Raw genomic sequence first — 16,399 nt, 5'->3', positions numbered from 1 at the left:
ATCCGCGCCAACGCGTCACTGTGATCACCATACTTGGTGAAGTAGGCCTCGGCGACATCGGCGAACAACCGCGCGAACCCGGCAGGCGCGCACTCGCCGGCATGCTCATAGTCGGCACCCAGCAAAGCCCCACCGACAGCCTCGGCCGACGCGTGGGTCATCTTCTCCGCCCCGACCACCAGCACCCGGCGCGCCTGCCCGGACCGAATCGCCCGCACCCCGCACAGCAACGCCGCCGACCCGCTCGCACACGCGTTCTCCACCCGGGTCGCCGGGGTGAACAGCAGATCGTCATCGGCCTCCAGCACCAGCGAGGAAGGAAACGCCAACGGCTGCAACCCCGCGTTATAGGTACCGAGAACAATCTCGTCGATCTCCCGCGGGCGCAGACCCGCCGACGCGATCGCCTCCCGCGCGGCGGCAACGATCAGCGACTCCAGAGTCTCCTCGGGCAGACGGCCAAACGGGGTATGACCCCAGCCCACGATCTCCACGTCGTGGTCCACATCCAGTCCCTTCAACGCTCAGACACCCTTCACTGCTGAGACACCCCGGCAGGTCACTGCCAAGACACCCCGGCAGGTCCGCCCGCCACGCCGGCACCAGGCTTCGTGCCCACCTGAGCCAGCCGTACCGGTGTCACCTTCCGCACGTCGTCGGCGGTGACGCCCGGCGCCGTCTCCACCAGCACCAGACCATCGGAGGTCACGTCGATGACGGCGAGGTCGGTGATGATGCGCTGCACGACACCTGTGCCGGTCAGCGGGAGCGTGTTCGCGGGCAGGATCTTCGGCGATCCGTCCTTGGCGCAGTGCTCCATCAGAACGATCACGCGGCGGGCGCCGTGGACCAGGTCCATCGCGCCCCCCATGCCCTTGACCAGCTTGCCGGGCACCACCCAGTTCGACAGGTCCCCGCGCTCGCTGACCTGCATGGCGCCGAGGATCGCCGCATCGATCTTCCCCCCACGGATCATCCCGAAACTGGTGGCGGAGTCGAAGAAGCTTGCTCCCGTCGCGGTCGTCACCGTCTCCTTGCCGGCGTTGATGAGATCCGGGTCCTCCTCGCCGGCGACCGGGTAGGGACCCAGGCCGAGGATGCCGTTCTCACTCTGCAACACGATCTCCACGCCGTCGGGCACGTGGTTGGGAACCAGCGTCGGCAGACCGATGCCGAGGTTGACGTAGTCCCCGTCGTTGAGTTCCGCCGCCGCACGGGCGGCCATGTCGTCCCGGGACCAGGGCATCTCAGGCACCTCCTGCAGCGGTTGTGACGGCACGCAGGGTGAGCCGCTCGATCCCCTTGTCCGCGGCCTGGCCGGGCGTCAACGCCACCACCCGCTGCACGAAGACTCCGGGCAGGTGGATCTCGTCGGGATCCAGCGCACCCGGCTCGACGAGTTCCTCCACTTCCGCGATCGTCACCCTCCCGGCCATGGCGCAGAGCGGGTTGAAGTTGCGGGCGGCCCTGCGGAAAACCAGGTTGCCGTGCCGGTCACCACGCCGGGCCCGCACCAGGGCGAAGTCCGGCCGCAGCGCCGTCTCCCGCACGAAGACCTGCGGCACCCCGTCGACCTCGAAGACCTCGGTCGGCTTGGGCTGCGAGGCCAGCGCCACCTCGCCCGAGGCGTCGTACCTGATCGGCAGCCCGCCGTCGGCGACCTGCGTGCCGACGCCGGTGCGGGTGTAGAACGCCGCGATCCCGGCTCCACCGGCGCGCAGCCGCTCCGCCAGCGTCCCCTGCGGGTTGAACTCGATCTCGACCTTCCCGGAGAGGTACTGCCGTTCCAGTTCCTTGTTCTCCCCCACGTACGACGCCACCAGACGGCGGATCCGCCCGCCCTCCAGCAGCAGCGAGTTACCCACACCCGGGATCCCGCAGTTGTTGGAAATGACGGTCAGGTCCGAGGCCCCCTGTTCGGCGAGCGCGGCAAGGAGCACCGACGGGATGCCGCAGACCCCGAAACCACCACTCGCCACGCTGGCCCCGACCGGAATATCGGCGACCGCCTCCTGCGCCGACGCCACGACCTTGTCCATCTCACCCCTCCTTCAGCAGGGCCCGGCACAGCAGAACCGTCTCGGGCGGCGCATCGGCCGGGATCGTGGTCAGCACAAGCCGGGCTTCGTCACGAGGCGCCTCGCCCTCGCCGTGCCAGAACGCATCGGGAAGGACGACAGCCCGCGTGACATCGCCGGCCACGTCGACCGAGGAGGCGAATCGCACCGCCAGCGTCCAGTCGAAGTGCCCGGCCACATTGGTCAGCGAGGTATAGCCACCCGCCCGCTCCGGGAACTCCAGCGTGGCGGAGTCCCCGCGGCGGGCCCGGGCATCAAGGAGCAGCAGTCCCAGCGGCGGCGACCCCAAGCGCCCCAGCCATTCGGCGAGGTACATGGAGGCGCTGTCGGCGTGGTCCTCGCTCACCTCGTCCAGCCCCGTGCCGGCCCGGTCATGTGCCCGCAGCAACCACCTCGCGGGCGACGGCACCGACAGCACGACCCGTCGCCGGGTCGAGTCCGCCAGCGTGCGCATGGTCAGGACCAACCGCTCGACGGCGGGCTCGTCACCGAGCAGGGTGCGTAACGCATAGCCCGTGCGGCTACGCTTCCCCAGCGCGCTCACCAGGTCAGGCGTCGCCGCGAGATACGCGTCGTAGAACGCCTCGGCATTGACGAACACCGCATCCGGATCCAGCAGGGCCTGGACCTGGGCGACGTGCCCGGTCAGGGCGGCGAGGTCACCCCAGGGGATCTCGCTGCCCTGCCGTAGCACTGCCGTCGCGTAGGCGTCGTGGTCGATCACCAGCGCCCGGCCGCCGGGCGCGGCAGCGAGCAGGGCAGTGAGAGAAGACATTCAGTGCTCCTTGAACCTCAGGGCTCCGTAAACCTCAGGGCTCCGTAAACCTCAGGCGAGACGCTTGACGTCCTCGCCGTGCCTGTCCTCCAGCTCCCGCACGCGCGCCTCCAGCGCCGCGATCTTCAGCTCCCGGCGGTCCGGAATCACGATGATCGGCAGTTCCTTCAGCGGCGCCTTGACCCGCTGGGGACCGTCGATGGTGAACACCGTGGCGGTGAGGTCCTTGGTGTCGTCGCCCCAGGAGCCGTAGTAGAGGAGGTCCTTCGGCGGCTCCTCGGTGACGAAATCCTTGACGAACTCCGCGTAGGGCTTGCCGCGCGTCAGGCGCGTCTGGCGGACCCGCTCGCGGGCCTGCCTGGTGCCCTCGGCGTCGAGCCGGAAGGTGATCGGGTCATAGCGGACACCGAAGATCTCCTCGGCGACCTTCTGGCTGATCCGGCCGAGCTCGGCATCGCGCACCACCGACTCGGGCAGGCGCTCCAGCGGGTCGCCGTACCCACCACCGGCGCCCTGGGAGATCATGTAGAGCTCGCCGTCCTTGGCGCGGTCGTACTGCAGACCCATGTGATAGGTCGAGTACTTCCCGTCCGGGAACGGACGCTCGTTCATGACCTTCTCGATCGAGAGGTCGAACTTCTTGTTGTCCCGACGAATGTGCTCGTAGACATTCGTGCCCTTGACCATCGCCAGCGGGTAGGTGCCGCAGCCGTAGCCCCCGAACATGCCGTAGATGGACGAGAACTTCGCTCCGGAGGTCACCGTCATGAAGCCCCACTCCGGCGTGCCCTCGGCGGCCACGATCATCTCGTAGCCCATGCCGCCGGTGAACTTGCCGAAGCCCATGTTGTCGCGGACCAGGCGCTTGGCCACCAGCTGCATGAAGGGCACCTCCTCCTCCATGACCTCCTGCTCGGCCGTGTCGGCCATGGCGCAGAAGAGCGGCGAGACGGCGTCCTCACCGTCCCGGAAGGGCTTGGCTCCCCCGGGCATGCCGTTGAGGTCGGCACACAGGTTGCCGACCATGTCGCCGTGTTGGGTGACACCGCCCCACAGGAACGTGTTGATCTGGTTGAACCAGTTGGCCACGATGTTCGAGTACTTGTGCGGCGTGGAGAACGACATCTTTCCGTAGAGCGCCTGCATCATCGAGAAGCCTCGGAACGAGGCCTGCAGCGACTGTCCCATCGGGGCGTCGTAGGACGCGTCGGCCCAGGTGCCCTCGTCGGAGATGATCTCGATGCAGCTCATCGCCGCCGTGCAGCGCGGCAGGTCTGGCCACCAGAACGCCAGGATCGCCTGCATCATCATCGACTTCACCGAGCACAGCGGAGAGTTGATCGCCCGGTTGATGATCTCCGGTCCGGTGCCACGCAGGTCGACGGTCATCTTGTCGCCCTTGACGTGGATCCTGCAGGCGATCTTGATGAGGATGTTCTCCTTCAGCGTCGAGTCCATGAACTGGTTGAAGGAGTACGTGCCGTCGGGAAGCTCGGAGATCCGGCGGCGGACCTCCGCGTCGACGTCCTCGACGGTGACCCGCAGGGCCGCCACGAACGTGTCGACGCCGACCTCGTCGATGACCTTGTCGATGCGCTCCATGATCTTGCGTACCGCGGTGATCTTCACCTTCAGGTCGGCCAGCTGCAGCTTGGGGTCGCGCACCGAGTGCTGGAGGAAGGTCAGCAGGTCCCGGCGCAGATGACCACGCTCGACGATCTTGAACGGGCTCATCCGGAGGCCGTCGTCGAACGGGGTCTCCGAGCCCGACGGCATGCCGCCCGGCTCGCAGGCGCCGTTCTCGCCTTCGTGGATGGTCGCCGCCACCCACGCGATGATCTCACCCCCACGTATGATCGGCATGATCATCGACTGGTCGGTGTTGTGGACGTTGCCGAACCGGGCGTCGTTGTGGATGAATCCGTCGCCCTCGTGGATACCGACGGTCGGCTCGTCCTTCCAGTACTTCATGATGTACCGGATCGGGTGGTGCAGGATCGCGGAGAACGCGATCACCCCGTGGCAGGAGAGGTAGGACACGTCCCCGGCCGCGGTGTAGATCGCGGTCGTCAGGTCACCCCACTTCGCCCCGGGCGCGGCACCCTGCGCCTCGCACATCTCGTAGCCCTCGTCGAGCGCACCGGCAATCCGCTTGCGGATCCGCTCGACCACCAGCCGGTCGACACCGGCGGCGATCGCCGTCTCCTCCCGCGACGTCCGTTCCTGGATGGAGTGGTCACGCATGATCACCGGGTCGGGACCGAGGAAGAGGGTGGTCTCGTCCATGAACTGGTCGACCCACTCCCGCTCCTGGGGCGTGAGGGTGTTCTGCTCGGCGGCCTGCTCCTGCGTGGCGCTGTCGTCCGTGACAGTCATCGTCTTCTCCCTGGTGCGCTCGACGGTGTACTCGATCAGTCCTGCAGGAACCAGACGGCGCCCTGCACCGTCGGCTCCAGACGCCAGCCCGGCTCGACGAGGTAGGTGGTGTTCTCGGTGGTGACGATCGCGGGGCCGGGGATCACCCGCTCGTGCGACAGCGCGGCCTGGTCGTAGACCGGCGTCTCGATCGAGTCGTCCTGGCCGATGAAGTAGACCTTGCGGTGCGACACCTCGGTCGGCACCGTGCGCTCGCCGCCGGCCTCCAGCGAGTCGAAGTTGACGACGTCGCCGTCGACGTAGGAGGCCACCCGCACGGTCCCCACCCGGATCCCGGCTTCGGGTGCCGCGCTGCTGGCGCCGAACCGGTGGCTGTAGACATCACCGAAGGTGCGGATCATGTGCAGTACGTCGCCGACACCGTTCATCCGGTTGATGTCGAGGGCGACGGCCTGGGTGAGCAGCTGGTTGCCGTAGCGCATGTCCAGTTCCAGGCGGTACTTCACGTCGTCGGCCGCGAAGCCCTGACGCACCAGGTCCTCCCGGCCCCGGGCCTCGAGTTCCTCGACGATCGCGTTGAACTCCTCGTACTTGTCGTACAGCGACCGGGAGGTGGCGTTGTACATCGTGATGTGCACGCCGCGCTCGTGGAAGTGCAGCTGCTTCATGTTGCCGGCGCCGCAGGCGGAGAACACCGACGAGAACGGCGGGGCCAGGATCTGCTTGATGCCGGCATGGCGAGCAATACCGCAGGCGTGCAGCGGACCGTTGCCGCCGTAGGCGAGCATCGTGAAGTCCTCCGGCAGGTAGCCGCGCACCCGCAGCTCCTTGCCGATGCCGATCGCCATCTGCTCGTCAACACCGTCCTTGATCGCGCGGGCGATGGCGAGAACGTCCATGTCGAGCTGGTCGCACAGGTTCTCTTCGACGGCGAACCGGGAGCGCTTCGGGTTGAGCTTGATGTAGCCGTTGGCGTAGTTGTCCGGGTCCAGATAGCCGAGCAACAGGTCGGCGTCGGTCACCGTCGGACGCAGTCCGCCGCGGTCGTAGCAGGCCGGGCCGGGGTTGGAGCCGGCCGACTCCGGGCCGATCTTGATGGAGTTGTGAATCCGGTCGTACGACGCGATGGAGCCGCCGCCGGCACCGAGCGTGTCGAGGTGCACCATCGGCACCGACACCAGCCAGCGGTCGATGGTCGGCAGGAAGTCGTAGTGCTTCACGCCGCCCTCGGGCACCAGGCCGATGTCGAAGGACGTGCCGCCCATGTCAGTGGAGATCACATGGCCCAGGCCCGTCTCGTTCGACAGGTGCTCCGCGGCGCCGACGCCGGCGATCGGACCGGAGTGGATGGTCTGCAGGGCGTCGGTGGAGTTCATCTGCGCCATGCCACCGGAGTTGTGGATGACCAGCATCGGCTTGCCGTAGCCGGCGTCGCGCAGGTTGTTCGAGAGCTGGCTGAGCGCGTGAAACATGATCTCGTGCAGGAAGCCGTCCACGATGGTGGAGGTCGCCCGCACGTATTCGCCCTTGCGACCGGAGACCTGGTGGCCCAGCAGCACCGGGATGGCACCCAGCTCGTGGGCCGGGAACTCGTCGAGGATGATCTCCTGGATCGCCAGCTCGTGCTCGGGGTTCTCGGTGGCGTTGACCAGCGAGACCACCAGGGCCTCGGCGCCGGCATCCACCAGCTCACGGACCACCGTGCGGACGTCCTCGGGATCGAGCCTCGCCACGATCGTGCCGGCCGAGTTGACGCGTTCCTTGACCGAGCGGATCAGGTAGCGCGGCACCAGCGGTTCGGGCCGTTCGGCTGCCGGGAGGTTCTGTTGCATCGAGTAGTCCAGGCCCTCGCCGTACCCCCGGCCGCGGGAGAGCGGGATGGTGTCCTCGAAGCCATGAGTGACGATCGCCCCCACCTTGGGTCCCTTGCGCTCGATGAGAGCGTTGGTGCCCAGGGTGGTGGCGTAGCGGACCGAGTCGACCTCGGTGAGCACGGTGCCGCGGTCCAGTCCGGCCCGGCTGCACGCCAGGTCGAGCGCCTCGTTGAAGCCCAGCGCCAGGTTGTGGTGCGTGGTCAGCGCCTTCGCCTCGACGTAGGTCTCGTCCCAGACGAAGAAGCAGTCGGTGAAGGTGCCGCCGATGTCGACGGAGATACGTTTCATTGTCTCGGTTCTCCCTGCGAGATCAGCGGATGTGGCCGGTCGCCTTGTGCATGGCGGTGTATTTCTGCGCGTCCTCGCCGGGCCCGTAGTTGTGGACCTGCTCGGGGTCGACGCCGCGTTCCTCCCACTGGGTGCGCAGCGCGGCGACGTCGATGACGAGATCGGCCGTCGGCGGGTGTCCCGGGGGCACGTATTCGGTCTCGATCTGGGTGGCGCAGCCGGGGCAGTAGAACTCCAGGATCCGGCAGTACGTCGGGTCCGGGGAAAAGGTGAACTCGTAGCGGTCGGGATCGATGATCGGCTGGTGGATCTCCCGTGGGTCGCGGTCGTAGACCAGGCAGCCGAGTTTGTAGTTCCCGTGGGCAGACCAGATGTCGCGGCCGCACACCCGGCAGACCCAGCGCTCGGTGTCGAGGTCGATGACCAGGTATTCGGTCATGGGGACCCGCATGATGACTTTCCTCTCGTAGCTGTCAGGGGACGCTCGGGGCCGTCAGGGGAGGTCAGTGGGTGTCGGTCAGCAGCAGGTCCCCCGAGGCGGTGACCCGGAACTGCCAGCCGGGCAGCACGCGGGCGGTGAAGAACGGGCCCTCGACGATCACCGGGCCCTCGCCACTTCCACCGGGCGGCATCTCGGCGAGCACGAACACCGGCACCTTGTCGACCTGGTCGGGCGCGGAACGGACCAGGCGGGTCTCATTGCTCGTCACCCGGATCGCGGGCACGTCGGTGTCGGGAGCAACGTCGGGGTGCGGCAGCGCGGCCGTCACCGACAGTTGCAGGGAGACCTGCTTCCCGGGGAAGTCCGCGGCGTCGCCGGACTGGTACGGCCTGGTCTCCACCGGCGACCCGTCGGTCTCCTCGATGGTGAGCAGTACCTCGGTGCGGCAGTCGTCGAGGTCGTAGCCCTCCTGGAAAATGTCGCGCCTGGCCCGGGCAAGCATCTCGTCGTACGTCGCCGCGGTGCTTGCCGTGGTCGGCTCCGGCACGCCGACCTCGTAGGTCTTGCCGATGTCGGAGAAGGCAATGCCGAACGCGGAGAAGACCGCCGCCATCCGCGGGATCAGCACCTTCTTCACCCCTGCCGGACGAGCGGCACCAACGGCGCTCATCGGGCCGGCGCCACCGAAGGCGATGAGGGTCGAGTTCTCCTCGATCAGGTGCGCGAAGGAGTGTGCCAGCGCCTCGAAGTAGGCCCGCTCCATCCGGATCAGCGACTCCTCCAGGCTGATGCCCAGCGGCTCGGCGATGGTCTCGGTGATGACCGCGGCCGAACGGTCGGCGTCGAGCCGGAAGGTGCCGTCGAGGTAGGTGCTGGCGTCGAGGACGCCGAGCAGCAGGTTGACGTCGGTGATCGTGGCTTCCTTGCCACCGAAGCCGAAGCAGGCGGGGCCGGGGGCCGCCCCCACACTGCGCGGCCCGACCATGATCTGCCCGTCCACCACCGAGATCACCGAGGACCCACCGACCCCGGTCGAGTGCACGTTGCTCATCGGGTAGGAGATCGGGACGCCCTCGATGGTGCCGCGCTCATCGGCCGCCGCCGCGCCGCCGCGGACGACCCCCACGTCGGTGGTGGTGCCGCCGATGTCCATCATCAGCGTGTGATCGAGGCCGTACGTGCGAGCCAGCGCCGCCGTACCTTCCAAGCCGCCGCGCGGCCCGGAGGAGTACGTCTTCAGCGCCACCGCCTTGGCCACCCGCGAGGAGGCTCCGTCGTTGCGGTAGACCAGCAGCGGGTTGAGCACCCTGTACGACTTCAGCCGCCGCTCCGCCCCGTACAGGAACCGCTCCATGGTCGGGTGCAGGAACGAGTTGAGCACGCACGACCACACCCGACGCGGGTGGTCCCGGTCGCCGGCGAGGGACCACGAGTACAGGAGCGGGATCGAGCCGAGCAGGTGCCGCGGGAACTTGCGCAGCAACACGCTGCGTAGGCGACGCTCCTGTTCCGGCGACTCACCAGCCACCACCACCCGGGCGGCGCCCAGGGTGGTGAGCTGGTTGATCCGCTGGACGACTTCGAAGTCGATCTCCTCATCGGTCGCGCCCATGTCGATGGTGAGCATCCGGTCGGCGATCAGGCCGTCGAAGAGGTCCTTCTCGGCTTCACCGCCGCGCATCCGCTCGAACAGGCCCGGCATCGTGGTGAGGATGCCGATCATCGGGCCCCGCCGCTCGACCAGGGCGTTGGTGCCCTGGGTGGTCGAGTATCGGATGTGCTGCGTAGCGTGCAGCAGCTTCTCCGTGTTGGCTTCGCCGTAGAGGGCGACCGAGGCCTTCTCGATCCCGTCGAAGAGGCACTCCGACAGGTCGTGCGGAGTAGTGAGGGACTTGGTGTAGGTGAACTGGTCGCCATCCCAGACGCAGATGTCGGTAAGCGTGCCACCGTTGTCGATGTTGATCAGGGTGTCCATGACGCTCCTCGGTTCGTGACTCCCTGGGTTCCATGCGCAGGCCCCGTTGTTGGGACAACCCTGCTGGTGTCCCACCGGGTGTCGGTGTCCCAAAATTGGACACTCACTGCTCTTGGATGTGGCGTGGCTCTCAGCCACGATGTTCTTCCACGGGGCCATCCAGGACCCCCGAGGAGGTGCACATGCCGGACACCGCGAACCGCCTCTTACGGGTGGCCGCAGCCCGGGCGGACTTCCTGGAGTGCGGCCGCGCGGGTGCCGTCGGTGTCCCCGACGTGCTCGCGGCATCATGGGAACGCAGCCAGGCGGCCGGCGTCGACAGCGCACGGCCGCACAGCGACTACATCGACGACATCGACACCGGGTCCCGGCTGGTGCGCTGCGCACGCCCGGTGCTCACTCAGCTCGGCAACGACACCGCGGACCTCCCGCTGGTCATCGCCCTGACCGACCACAGGGCCAGGCTGGTTCAGCGCATCGACTTGTCATCGACGGTCGGGCGGTTGCTCGACAGGGTCGAATTCGCGCCAGGGTTCAACTACTCCGAGTCGATGATGGGCACCAACGGTGTGGGCACCGTGATCGAGGCCGGTCAGCCGGTCAGCATCGTCGGGCCGGAGCACTTCACCGAGCCCCTGCAATGCTTCGCCTGCACCGGCGCCCCGGTCATCGATCCTCTCACCGGCCGGGTGGAGGGAGTGCTGGACATCTCCACGCTCACCCAGACCTGGAGCCCGCTGATGCACACCTTGGTGAAGAGCGCCGCCAAGGACATCAGCCGCAACCTGTTACTGGATCGCAGCCAGTCCCAGCAGGCCGTTTTCGAGACCTACCTGCGCGTCGAAGCCCGGGCGTCCCGACAGGCCGTCTTCGCCTTCGGTGACTCGGTCTTCATCGCCAACACCCCGGCCCAGGGCCTGTTCGACGCCAGCGAGCAGCTGACCCTGCGCGAGCACGCGACCTTCCTCATGAGCCGCCGCGACCGGGTGAGCGACACCCTGGTCCTGCCGGGGGGACGCATGGTCCATATCCGGGGCACCCGGATCCTGGCCGGCTCCGAGGTGGCCGGCATGGTGGTGATCGCCGACCTCGTCGCCACGGAGAAGGCCGGATCGCCGGGCGACTTCACCGAGCAGGTGCTGCCACAGATCGCGGTCGCGACCCTGCAGACCTCCCGCATCGCCGGCGACCTGTACCGGCCGCACGAGACCATTACCGGTGGTCGGTCACCGGCATGGGTACGCGCGTGCGACAAGCTGCGCGAAGCCCTCATAGCGAAGAAGCCGGCGATCGTGCTCGGTGAGACCGGCACCGGCAAGTTCACCCTGGTCGCCGAGATCTTCCACGCCTCACACCCGGGCGGCCGAAGCGTGTCGATGGACGCCTCCCAGCTGACCATCGAGAACTCCGAGACCGACATCGACTCACTGCTCGCGGGCAAGCCAGAGCCGACCCTCTACATCGTCCGCAATGTCGACCAGGCCAGCACCGAAGGGGTCGAACAGCTCGACGTGTTCTTCACTGCGATCGGCAGGCTCGACAACCCGACCTCATTCGTTGCGACCCTGTCGGACTCCTCACTGGACTCCGACCTGCCGTTCCACGCACTCCTCGGCCACTTCGAGGTAGCGATCACTGTGCCGCCGCTGCGATGCCGTACCGATGACCTCACCGCCATCACCTCGTCGGTCCTGCGCGACATGGCCCCCAACCGCAAGGTGCGGCTCAGCCCAGCCGCCGAGCGGATCATCGCGCGCTACTCCTGGCCACGCAACGTCTCCCAGCTGCGCGAGGCCCTCGAACACGCGCTGCGGCGGCGACCGGTCGGGGAGATCCAGGCCCAGGACCTGCCGGCCTACTGCCAGACCACCTCGCGGCACGTGCTCACCCCGCTGGAGGCAGCCGAGCGGGACACGATCGTCGCCGCTCTCCAGGAGACCGAGGGCAACCGAATGCTGGCGGCCACCAGGCTCGGGATGTCGCGGTCCGGCCTTTACCGCAAGCTGAAGGCCTACGGCATCACCGCCTGACGGGCATCACCGCCTGACGCGTCCCCGGTGGGACGGACCGCCCTTGGCTCAGTCTGAACCAGGGCATGCCCCGCGCCGGCGGTCCGCATGAAGCGGAGAGGTATAAGCCCGTGCAGCCGTCTCATGTTGAGACCGCCTTCCCGCCGCCCATGGGGTGTGATGTTGTGTGATGCAAATCACCCGAATGACGTGGTCGTCACCCCGAGTACAGCCCAACCAGTGACCCGCCCTGGCTTCGGTGACCGTCCGCGCTCACACCGTAAGGAGTCGTATGAGCCGCCAGCGCCCGACGGCGATGCGTGAGACCTACCTATTGATCGACAGACTGTCGGCGGAGTTCGGGCAGGCGCGGTGAGTGAGTACGGGAAAGCCACGCGACGCGGGCTGCTGGCCAGTGCCCCGCTGATCGCCGCGGCGCCCATCACCACGCTTGCGGCCTCGATCACGGCAGCTGAGCAGCACACCTCGAGTGAACAGCACACCTCGATGCCTGCAAGCCATCCGGCCACAGGCCACGGGGCGATGATCGGCCCCGGGGTCCCGGCACCAGGCGGCCCCCACGACCTCGACGACCTCCTCCACCCGCCGCCGGCTCTGGTACATCAGCCCGGCCGAGTGCGCGAATACAAGATCTTCGCTATGGACAAGGAGATCGAGATTGCGCAGGGTGTCACCTTCCCGGCCTGGACGTACAACGGCACGGTTCCCGGTCCGGTCATCCGCGCGACCGAGGGTGACCTGCTACGCGTGCGGTTCACCAACGGCAGTATGCACCCGCATACCATTCATTTCCACGGGATACACCCAGCGAATATGGATGGTGTCTTCGAGATCGTCGATCCCGGTGGAACCTTCGTTTACAATTTCCCGGCGACCCCCTACGGGATGCACATGTACCACTGCCACGCGACGCCGCTCAAGAAACATATTGCCAAGGGCCTTTACGGCGCATTAATCATCGATCCACCGCAGCCACGCCCGACGGCGCGGGAGTTCGTCATGGTCATGAACGGCTTCGATACCGACGGCGACGGTGAGAACAACTTCTACACGGTCAACGGGCGCGCCTTCTACTATGCGCGCTATCCCATCCAGATCAAACGCGGCGAACTGGTCCGGATCTACCTGGCCAACCTGACCGAGTTCGATCTCATAAACTCGTTTCACCTGCACGGCGAGTTCTTCCGCTACTACCCGACCGGCTCGGGGGACCAGTACGAGTACACGGACACGGTCATGCTCTGCCAGGGCCAACGCGGGATCATCGAGATCGAATTCCATTACCCGGGCCGCTTCATGTTCCATGCCCACCAGTCGGAGTTCGCCGAACTCGGCTGGATGGGATTTTTCGAGGTGACCAACTCATGACCAGCGAATCCCGACGGTTCCCGGAGGCCTCGCGGTCGGGCGGCCTGCGCTGGCGGCTGTGGGCGCTGGTTCCGATCACCCTGCTCGGTGCGGTCGTCTGGTTGTTCACGTCCACCGGAACGTCACTAACCGGACTCATCCGCGCCAATCCTCCCGCACCCGACGAATTCGCCGTTCGCCGCGTCGTCTTCGAACCGGGCGAGATCCGCATCCACGTCACCAACCCCCAGCATGCCGACCTCACCATCGCCGTGGTCACAGTCGACGACGCGATCGTGCCTTTCACGGTGGATGGTGGAAGCGTCCTGCATCATCTGCGTTCGGCCACCATTGCTGTCCCCTACCCGTGGATACCCGAGGAGCCGATCGCGGTCGGGGTGACAAGCTCCACCGGAATCCAGACCAGCAAGAAGATCACAGCGGCGGTCGAGACGCCCGGCGTTACCGGCCGCAGCATCCTTGGCTACACAATCATCGGCTTCCTCGTCGGCGTGGTACCGATCGCGCTCGGACTGGCCTGGCTGCCCTCGCTACGCCGGGCCGACTCCCGCTGGACCAGCGGCTTTCTGGCGCTCACCGCTGGTCTGCTCACCTTCGTGGCCTTCGACGCCCTCGGCGAGGCATTCGAACTTCAGGCCGGCCTGCCCACCAGCCTGCACGGTACCGGGGTGGTCCTGTTCGGTGTCGCCGCCAGCTACCTTGCCCTGACCTTCGTCGCCAGCCGCCTGTCCGGCAATACCGGTGCCGGGCTGAGCGGAGCCACGCTGGCAACGCTCGTCGCGATCGGTATCGGCCTGCATAATCTCGGTGAGGGCCTGGCCATCGGCTCCTCCTTCGCGCTGGGAAAGCTCGTCCTCGGCACGTTCCTCATCGTCGGATTCATGATCCACAATATCACCGAGGGACTTGGCATCGCGGCCCCGCTCGCGGAACAGTCCGAGGTGAAGGCGCCCCGGCTCGTCAGCCTCGCGCTTGTCGCGGGTGCGCCCGCCATAGCCGGAACCTGGATCGGTGGATTCCTCATCAACGACGTCCTCGGGGTGCTGTTCCTGTCCATCGCGGTCGGAGCAGCCCTGCAGGTCGTCGTCGAGATCGGACGCCGCCTGGCCCGCCGGGCACCCGGCGGGCTCGGCACCGGTCACGTCCTCGGGGGATTCCTCGCCGGCATCGCCGTCATGTACACCACCGGACTGCTCACCGGCTGAGCGCGGATGGACCCCCAGGCACAGAAGCGGGAGCCGGTGGCGGCAGGAGTTCTCCAGGCCGCCACCGGCTCCCGCTGTCAGTTCGACGTTGAAAAGCGGTTGACCGGGCTGGGACAGCTGTCCGATCACTTCCGTGTTGGTCGCGAAGCCGGTCCGGCGGTAGGCGGCCCGCCGGACCGGCGTCATCCGCTCCGGAAACGGTGGTGCTGACCGGACGCGAGACCGTTCCTGCCGTGGCGTGTCGGCAGCTGCCGACACGCCCACCGGCCGCCTGACGATCAGGCGATGTTGGAAGGCCGGACCAGGCCCTCCGCGAGATCCCCGAATCCGGGAGCGATCACGGCACCCGGGTTGCCGATGACCTCCTCGACAACCAGGGTTTCCGTTGTCAGCAACAGCGCGGCGATCGACGCCGCGCTCTGCAGCGCGCAACGGGTAACTTTCACCGGGTCGATGACACCGAAGCCGGCCATCTCCCCGTATTCTCCGGTCGCGGCGTTGAAACCGTGACCGCGCGGCAGCTCGGCGACCCGCTTGACCACTTCGTCGCCGTCGTAGCCGGCGTTGATCGCGATCCAGCGCAGTGGTTCGGCGATGGCCCGCCGAACGATCTCCCTGCCTTCGGCGGCGTCGCCGGTCAGCGTGAGCTTGTCAAGGGCCGAGGCCGCTTGCAGCAGTGCGGTACCACCGCCCGCCACGACACCTTCGGCGAGAGCAGCCCGTGCCGCCGCGAGGGAGTCCTCGACCCGGTGCAGCTTCTCCTTCAACTCCACACCGGTCACGGCGCCGACCCGGATCACCGCGACGCCGCCGGACAACCGGGCGATCCGGGTCTGCAACGTGTCCTGGTCGTGGGGGTTCTCCGCCCGTTCAAGCTCCCGCTTGAGCTGGTCGATCCGGGCATGGATCTCGGTGGCGGAACCGGCGCCGTCGACGATCGTAGTCGCATGCTCGGTAATGGTGGCCTTCTTGCAACGCCCGAGCTGGCCGAGGGTGACCCGGTCCAGGGAAAGCCCGGCATCCGCGGTAATCACCTGACCGCCCAGAAAAACCGCGAGATCGTTGAGCTCGGCCAACCGACGGTGACCGAAACCGGGTGCCCGGACCACCGCGGACCGGAAGGTCCCGTGCACATTGTTGGCGACCAGCATGCCCAGTGCCGGTCCCTCGACGTTCTCCGCGAAGACGATCAACTGGCCGCCGGCCCGGGTGACCAGCTCGAGGACTGGCATCAGGGTCTGAACCTGAGAGATCTTCTCGTTGGTCAACAGGATGTAGGGGTCGGTGTAGGCGGCCTCCATCCGCTCGGTGTCGGTGACCATGTACGGCGAGAGGTACCCGTTGTCCAACTCGATACCGTCCACGAAGCTGACCTCGAGTCCGAAGATCGGGGATTCCTCGACCGTGACCACCCCGTCGCAGCCGACCCGGCCAAGGGCCGCGGCCACGACGTCGCCGATCCGGGCATCGTTGTTGGCGGCGAGGGTCGCCACCCGGGCAAGATCGGCCTCGCCCTCGACCTCTCCCCGGTACTTTTCAAACTCCTCTAGCAGGGCGGCCACGGCAGCCTCGATGCCGTTCTTGAGAAACATCGGGTTGGCGCCCCCGTCCACGGCATGCAGACCCTCCCGGACGAGGGCCTGCGCGAGCACGGTGGCGGTGGTGGTTCCGTCGCCGGCAGTGCCGTTGGTCTTGGTCGCGACCTCCTTGACCAGTTGCGCCCCCATGTTGGCGAAGGGGTTACGCAGCTGGATCTCCCTGGCTATGGTCACACCGTCATTGGTGATGGTGGGCGGCCCGGTCAGTTTTTCGATGACGGCGTTGCGGCCCTTTGGACCCAGAGTCACCTTGACGGCGTCCGCCAGGGCATTGACCCCGGCCTCCAGCAGGCGGCGCGCCTCGACATTGAACCGCAGATCCTTGGCCATCTCTTCCTCAGTCCTTCCGCTCCGCATCCGTCAAGGCGGGCCGATGGCGGCACGATCGTG

The 16,399-nt window shown here is 67.2% G+C and carries 12 protein-coding genes; 3 read left to right on the top strand and 9 right to left on the bottom strand.

Translation table 11 applies throughout. The annotated features are described in order from the left end of the window. The 8 genes from BMG523DRAFT_RS17380 to BMG523DRAFT_RS17345 form a co-directional block, all read right to left on the bottom strand. Nucleotides 1–521 (bottom strand): beta-ketoacyl synthase N-terminal-like domain-containing protein (locus BMG523DRAFT_RS17380; protein WP_043591641.1); only part of this gene is annotated, 521 nt, incomplete at its 3' end. 38 nt (nt 522–559) lie between these two features. Further along, nucleotides 560–1,246, bottom strand: coding sequence for a 3-oxoacid CoA-transferase subunit B (locus BMG523DRAFT_RS17375; protein WP_011436913.1), 687 nt, complete (start codon nt 1,244–1,246; stop codon nt 560–562). A gap of 1 nt (nt 1,247) precedes the next feature. After that, nucleotides 1,248–2,039 (bottom strand): CoA transferase subunit A, encoded by a 792-nt coding sequence (locus BMG523DRAFT_RS17370; RefSeq protein ID WP_011436914.1) that lies wholly within the window; start codon nt 2,037–2,039, stop codon nt 1,248–1,250. 1 nt (nt 2,040) lies between these two features. Continuing rightward, on the bottom strand, nt 2,041–2,853 hold the full coding sequence (locus BMG523DRAFT_RS17365; protein ID WP_043591638.1) for a hypothetical protein: 813 nt from the start codon (nt 2,851–2,853) through the stop codon (nt 2,041–2,043). A gap of 51 nt (nt 2,854–2,904) precedes the next feature. Next, nucleotides 2,905–5,229 carry a hydantoinase B/oxoprolinase family protein gene (locus BMG523DRAFT_RS17360; protein WP_011436916.1) on the bottom strand — a complete coding sequence of 775 codons (2,325 nt, stop codon included), beginning with the start codon at nt 5,227–5,229 and terminating at the stop codon, nt 2,905–2,907. 35 nt (nt 5,230–5,264) lie between these two features. Next, nucleotides 5,265–7,391 (bottom strand): hydantoinase/oxoprolinase family protein, encoded by a 2,127-nt coding sequence (locus BMG523DRAFT_RS17355; protein WP_011436917.1) that lies wholly within the window; start codon nt 7,389–7,391, stop codon nt 5,265–5,267. A 22-nt stretch (nt 7,392–7,413) separates the two neighbouring features. Beyond that, the gene (locus tag BMG523DRAFT_RS17350) at nt 7,414–7,842 is read right to left on the bottom strand and encodes an acetone carboxylase subunit gamma (protein ID WP_043591636.1); all 429 of its coding nucleotides are present in this window, start codon (nt 7,840–7,842) and stop codon (nt 7,414–7,416) included. Between the two features lie 52 nt (nt 7,843–7,894). Then, the gene (locus BMG523DRAFT_RS17345) at nt 7,895–9,808 is read right to left on the bottom strand and encodes a hydantoinase/oxoprolinase family protein (RefSeq protein WP_011436919.1); all 1,914 of its coding nucleotides are present in this window, start codon (nt 9,806–9,808) and stop codon (nt 7,895–7,897) included. A gap of 182 nt (nt 9,809–9,990) precedes the next feature. Between BMG523DRAFT_RS17345 and BMG523DRAFT_RS17340 the strand changes: the two genes are divergently transcribed. From BMG523DRAFT_RS17340 to BMG523DRAFT_RS17330, 3 genes are all read left to right on the top strand, one after another. Beyond that, on the top strand, nt 9,991–11,838 hold the full coding sequence (locus tag BMG523DRAFT_RS17340; protein ID WP_011436920.1) for a sigma-54-dependent Fis family transcriptional regulator: 1,848 nt from the start codon (nt 9,991–9,993) through the stop codon (nt 11,836–11,838). Nucleotides 11,839–12,189: 351 nt separating this feature from the next. Next, complete coding sequence (locus BMG523DRAFT_RS17335) at nt 12,190–13,206, top strand: multicopper oxidase domain-containing protein (RefSeq protein WP_023841946.1); 1,017 nt, start codon at nt 12,190–12,192, stop codon at nt 13,204–13,206. Continuing rightward, nucleotides 13,203–14,411 carry a ZIP family metal transporter gene (locus tag BMG523DRAFT_RS17330; protein WP_011436922.1) on the top strand — a complete coding sequence of 403 codons (1,209 nt, stop codon included), beginning with the start codon at nt 13,203–13,205 and terminating at the stop codon, nt 14,409–14,411. Before BMG523DRAFT_RS17335 ends, BMG523DRAFT_RS17330 begins: the two co-directional genes overlap by 4 nt. Nucleotides 14,412–14,689: 278 nt before the next feature. On the opposite strand, the gene groL is transcribed toward BMG523DRAFT_RS17330, so the two are convergent. Beyond that, complete coding sequence (groL, locus tag BMG523DRAFT_RS17325; RefSeq protein ID WP_011436923.1) at nt 14,690–16,339, bottom strand: chaperonin GroEL; 1,650 nt, start codon at nt 16,337–16,339, stop codon at nt 14,690–14,692. Between the last annotated feature and the right edge of the window lie 60 nt (nt 16,340–16,399).

This window comes from Frankia sp. BMG5.23, assembly GCF_000685765.2.
In the GTDB taxonomy this organism is placed as follows: domain Bacteria; phylum Actinomycetota; class Actinomycetes; order Frankiales; family Frankiaceae; genus Frankia; species Frankia casuarinae.
This window is presented reverse-complemented; position numbering and strand designations above follow the sequence as displayed.

Excerpts from the sequence above, each read along its gene's own strand:
- BMG523DRAFT_RS17375 (WP_011436913.1), bottom strand. The coding sequence starts at position 1,246 with ATGCCCTGGTCCCGGGACGACATGGCCGCCCGTGCGGCGGCGGAACTC.
- BMG523DRAFT_RS17370 (WP_011436914.1), bottom strand. The coding sequence starts at position 2,039 with ATGGACAAGGTCGTGGCGTCGGCGCAGGAGGCGGTCGCCGATATTCCG.
- BMG523DRAFT_RS17365 (WP_043591638.1), bottom strand. The coding sequence starts at position 2,853 with ATGTCTTCTCTCACTGCCCTGCTCGCTGCCGCGCCCGGCGGCCGGGCG.
- BMG523DRAFT_RS17360 (WP_011436916.1), bottom strand. The coding sequence starts at position 5,229 with ATGACTGTCACGGACGACAGCGCCACGCAGGAGCAGGCCGCCGAGCAG.
- BMG523DRAFT_RS17355 (WP_011436917.1), bottom strand. The coding sequence starts at position 7,391 with ATGAAACGTATCTCCGTCGACATCGGCGGCACCTTCACCGACTGCTTC.
- BMG523DRAFT_RS17350 (WP_043591636.1), bottom strand. The coding sequence starts at position 7,842 with ATGCGGGTCCCCATGACCGAATACCTGGTCATCGACCTCGACACCGAG.
- BMG523DRAFT_RS17345 (WP_011436919.1), bottom strand. The coding sequence starts at position 9,808 with ATGGACACCCTGATCAACATCGACAACGGTGGCACGCTTACCGACATC.
- BMG523DRAFT_RS17340 (WP_011436920.1), top strand. The coding sequence starts at position 9,991 with ATGCCGGACACCGCGAACCGCCTCTTACGGGTGGCCGCAGCCCGGGCG.
- BMG523DRAFT_RS17330 (WP_011436922.1), top strand. The coding sequence starts at position 13,203 with ATGACCAGCGAATCCCGACGGTTCCCGGAGGCCTCGCGGTCGGGCGGC.
- groL (WP_011436923.1), bottom strand. The coding sequence starts at position 16,339 with ATGGCCAAGGATCTGCGGTTCAATGTCGAGGCGCGCCGCCTGCTGGAG.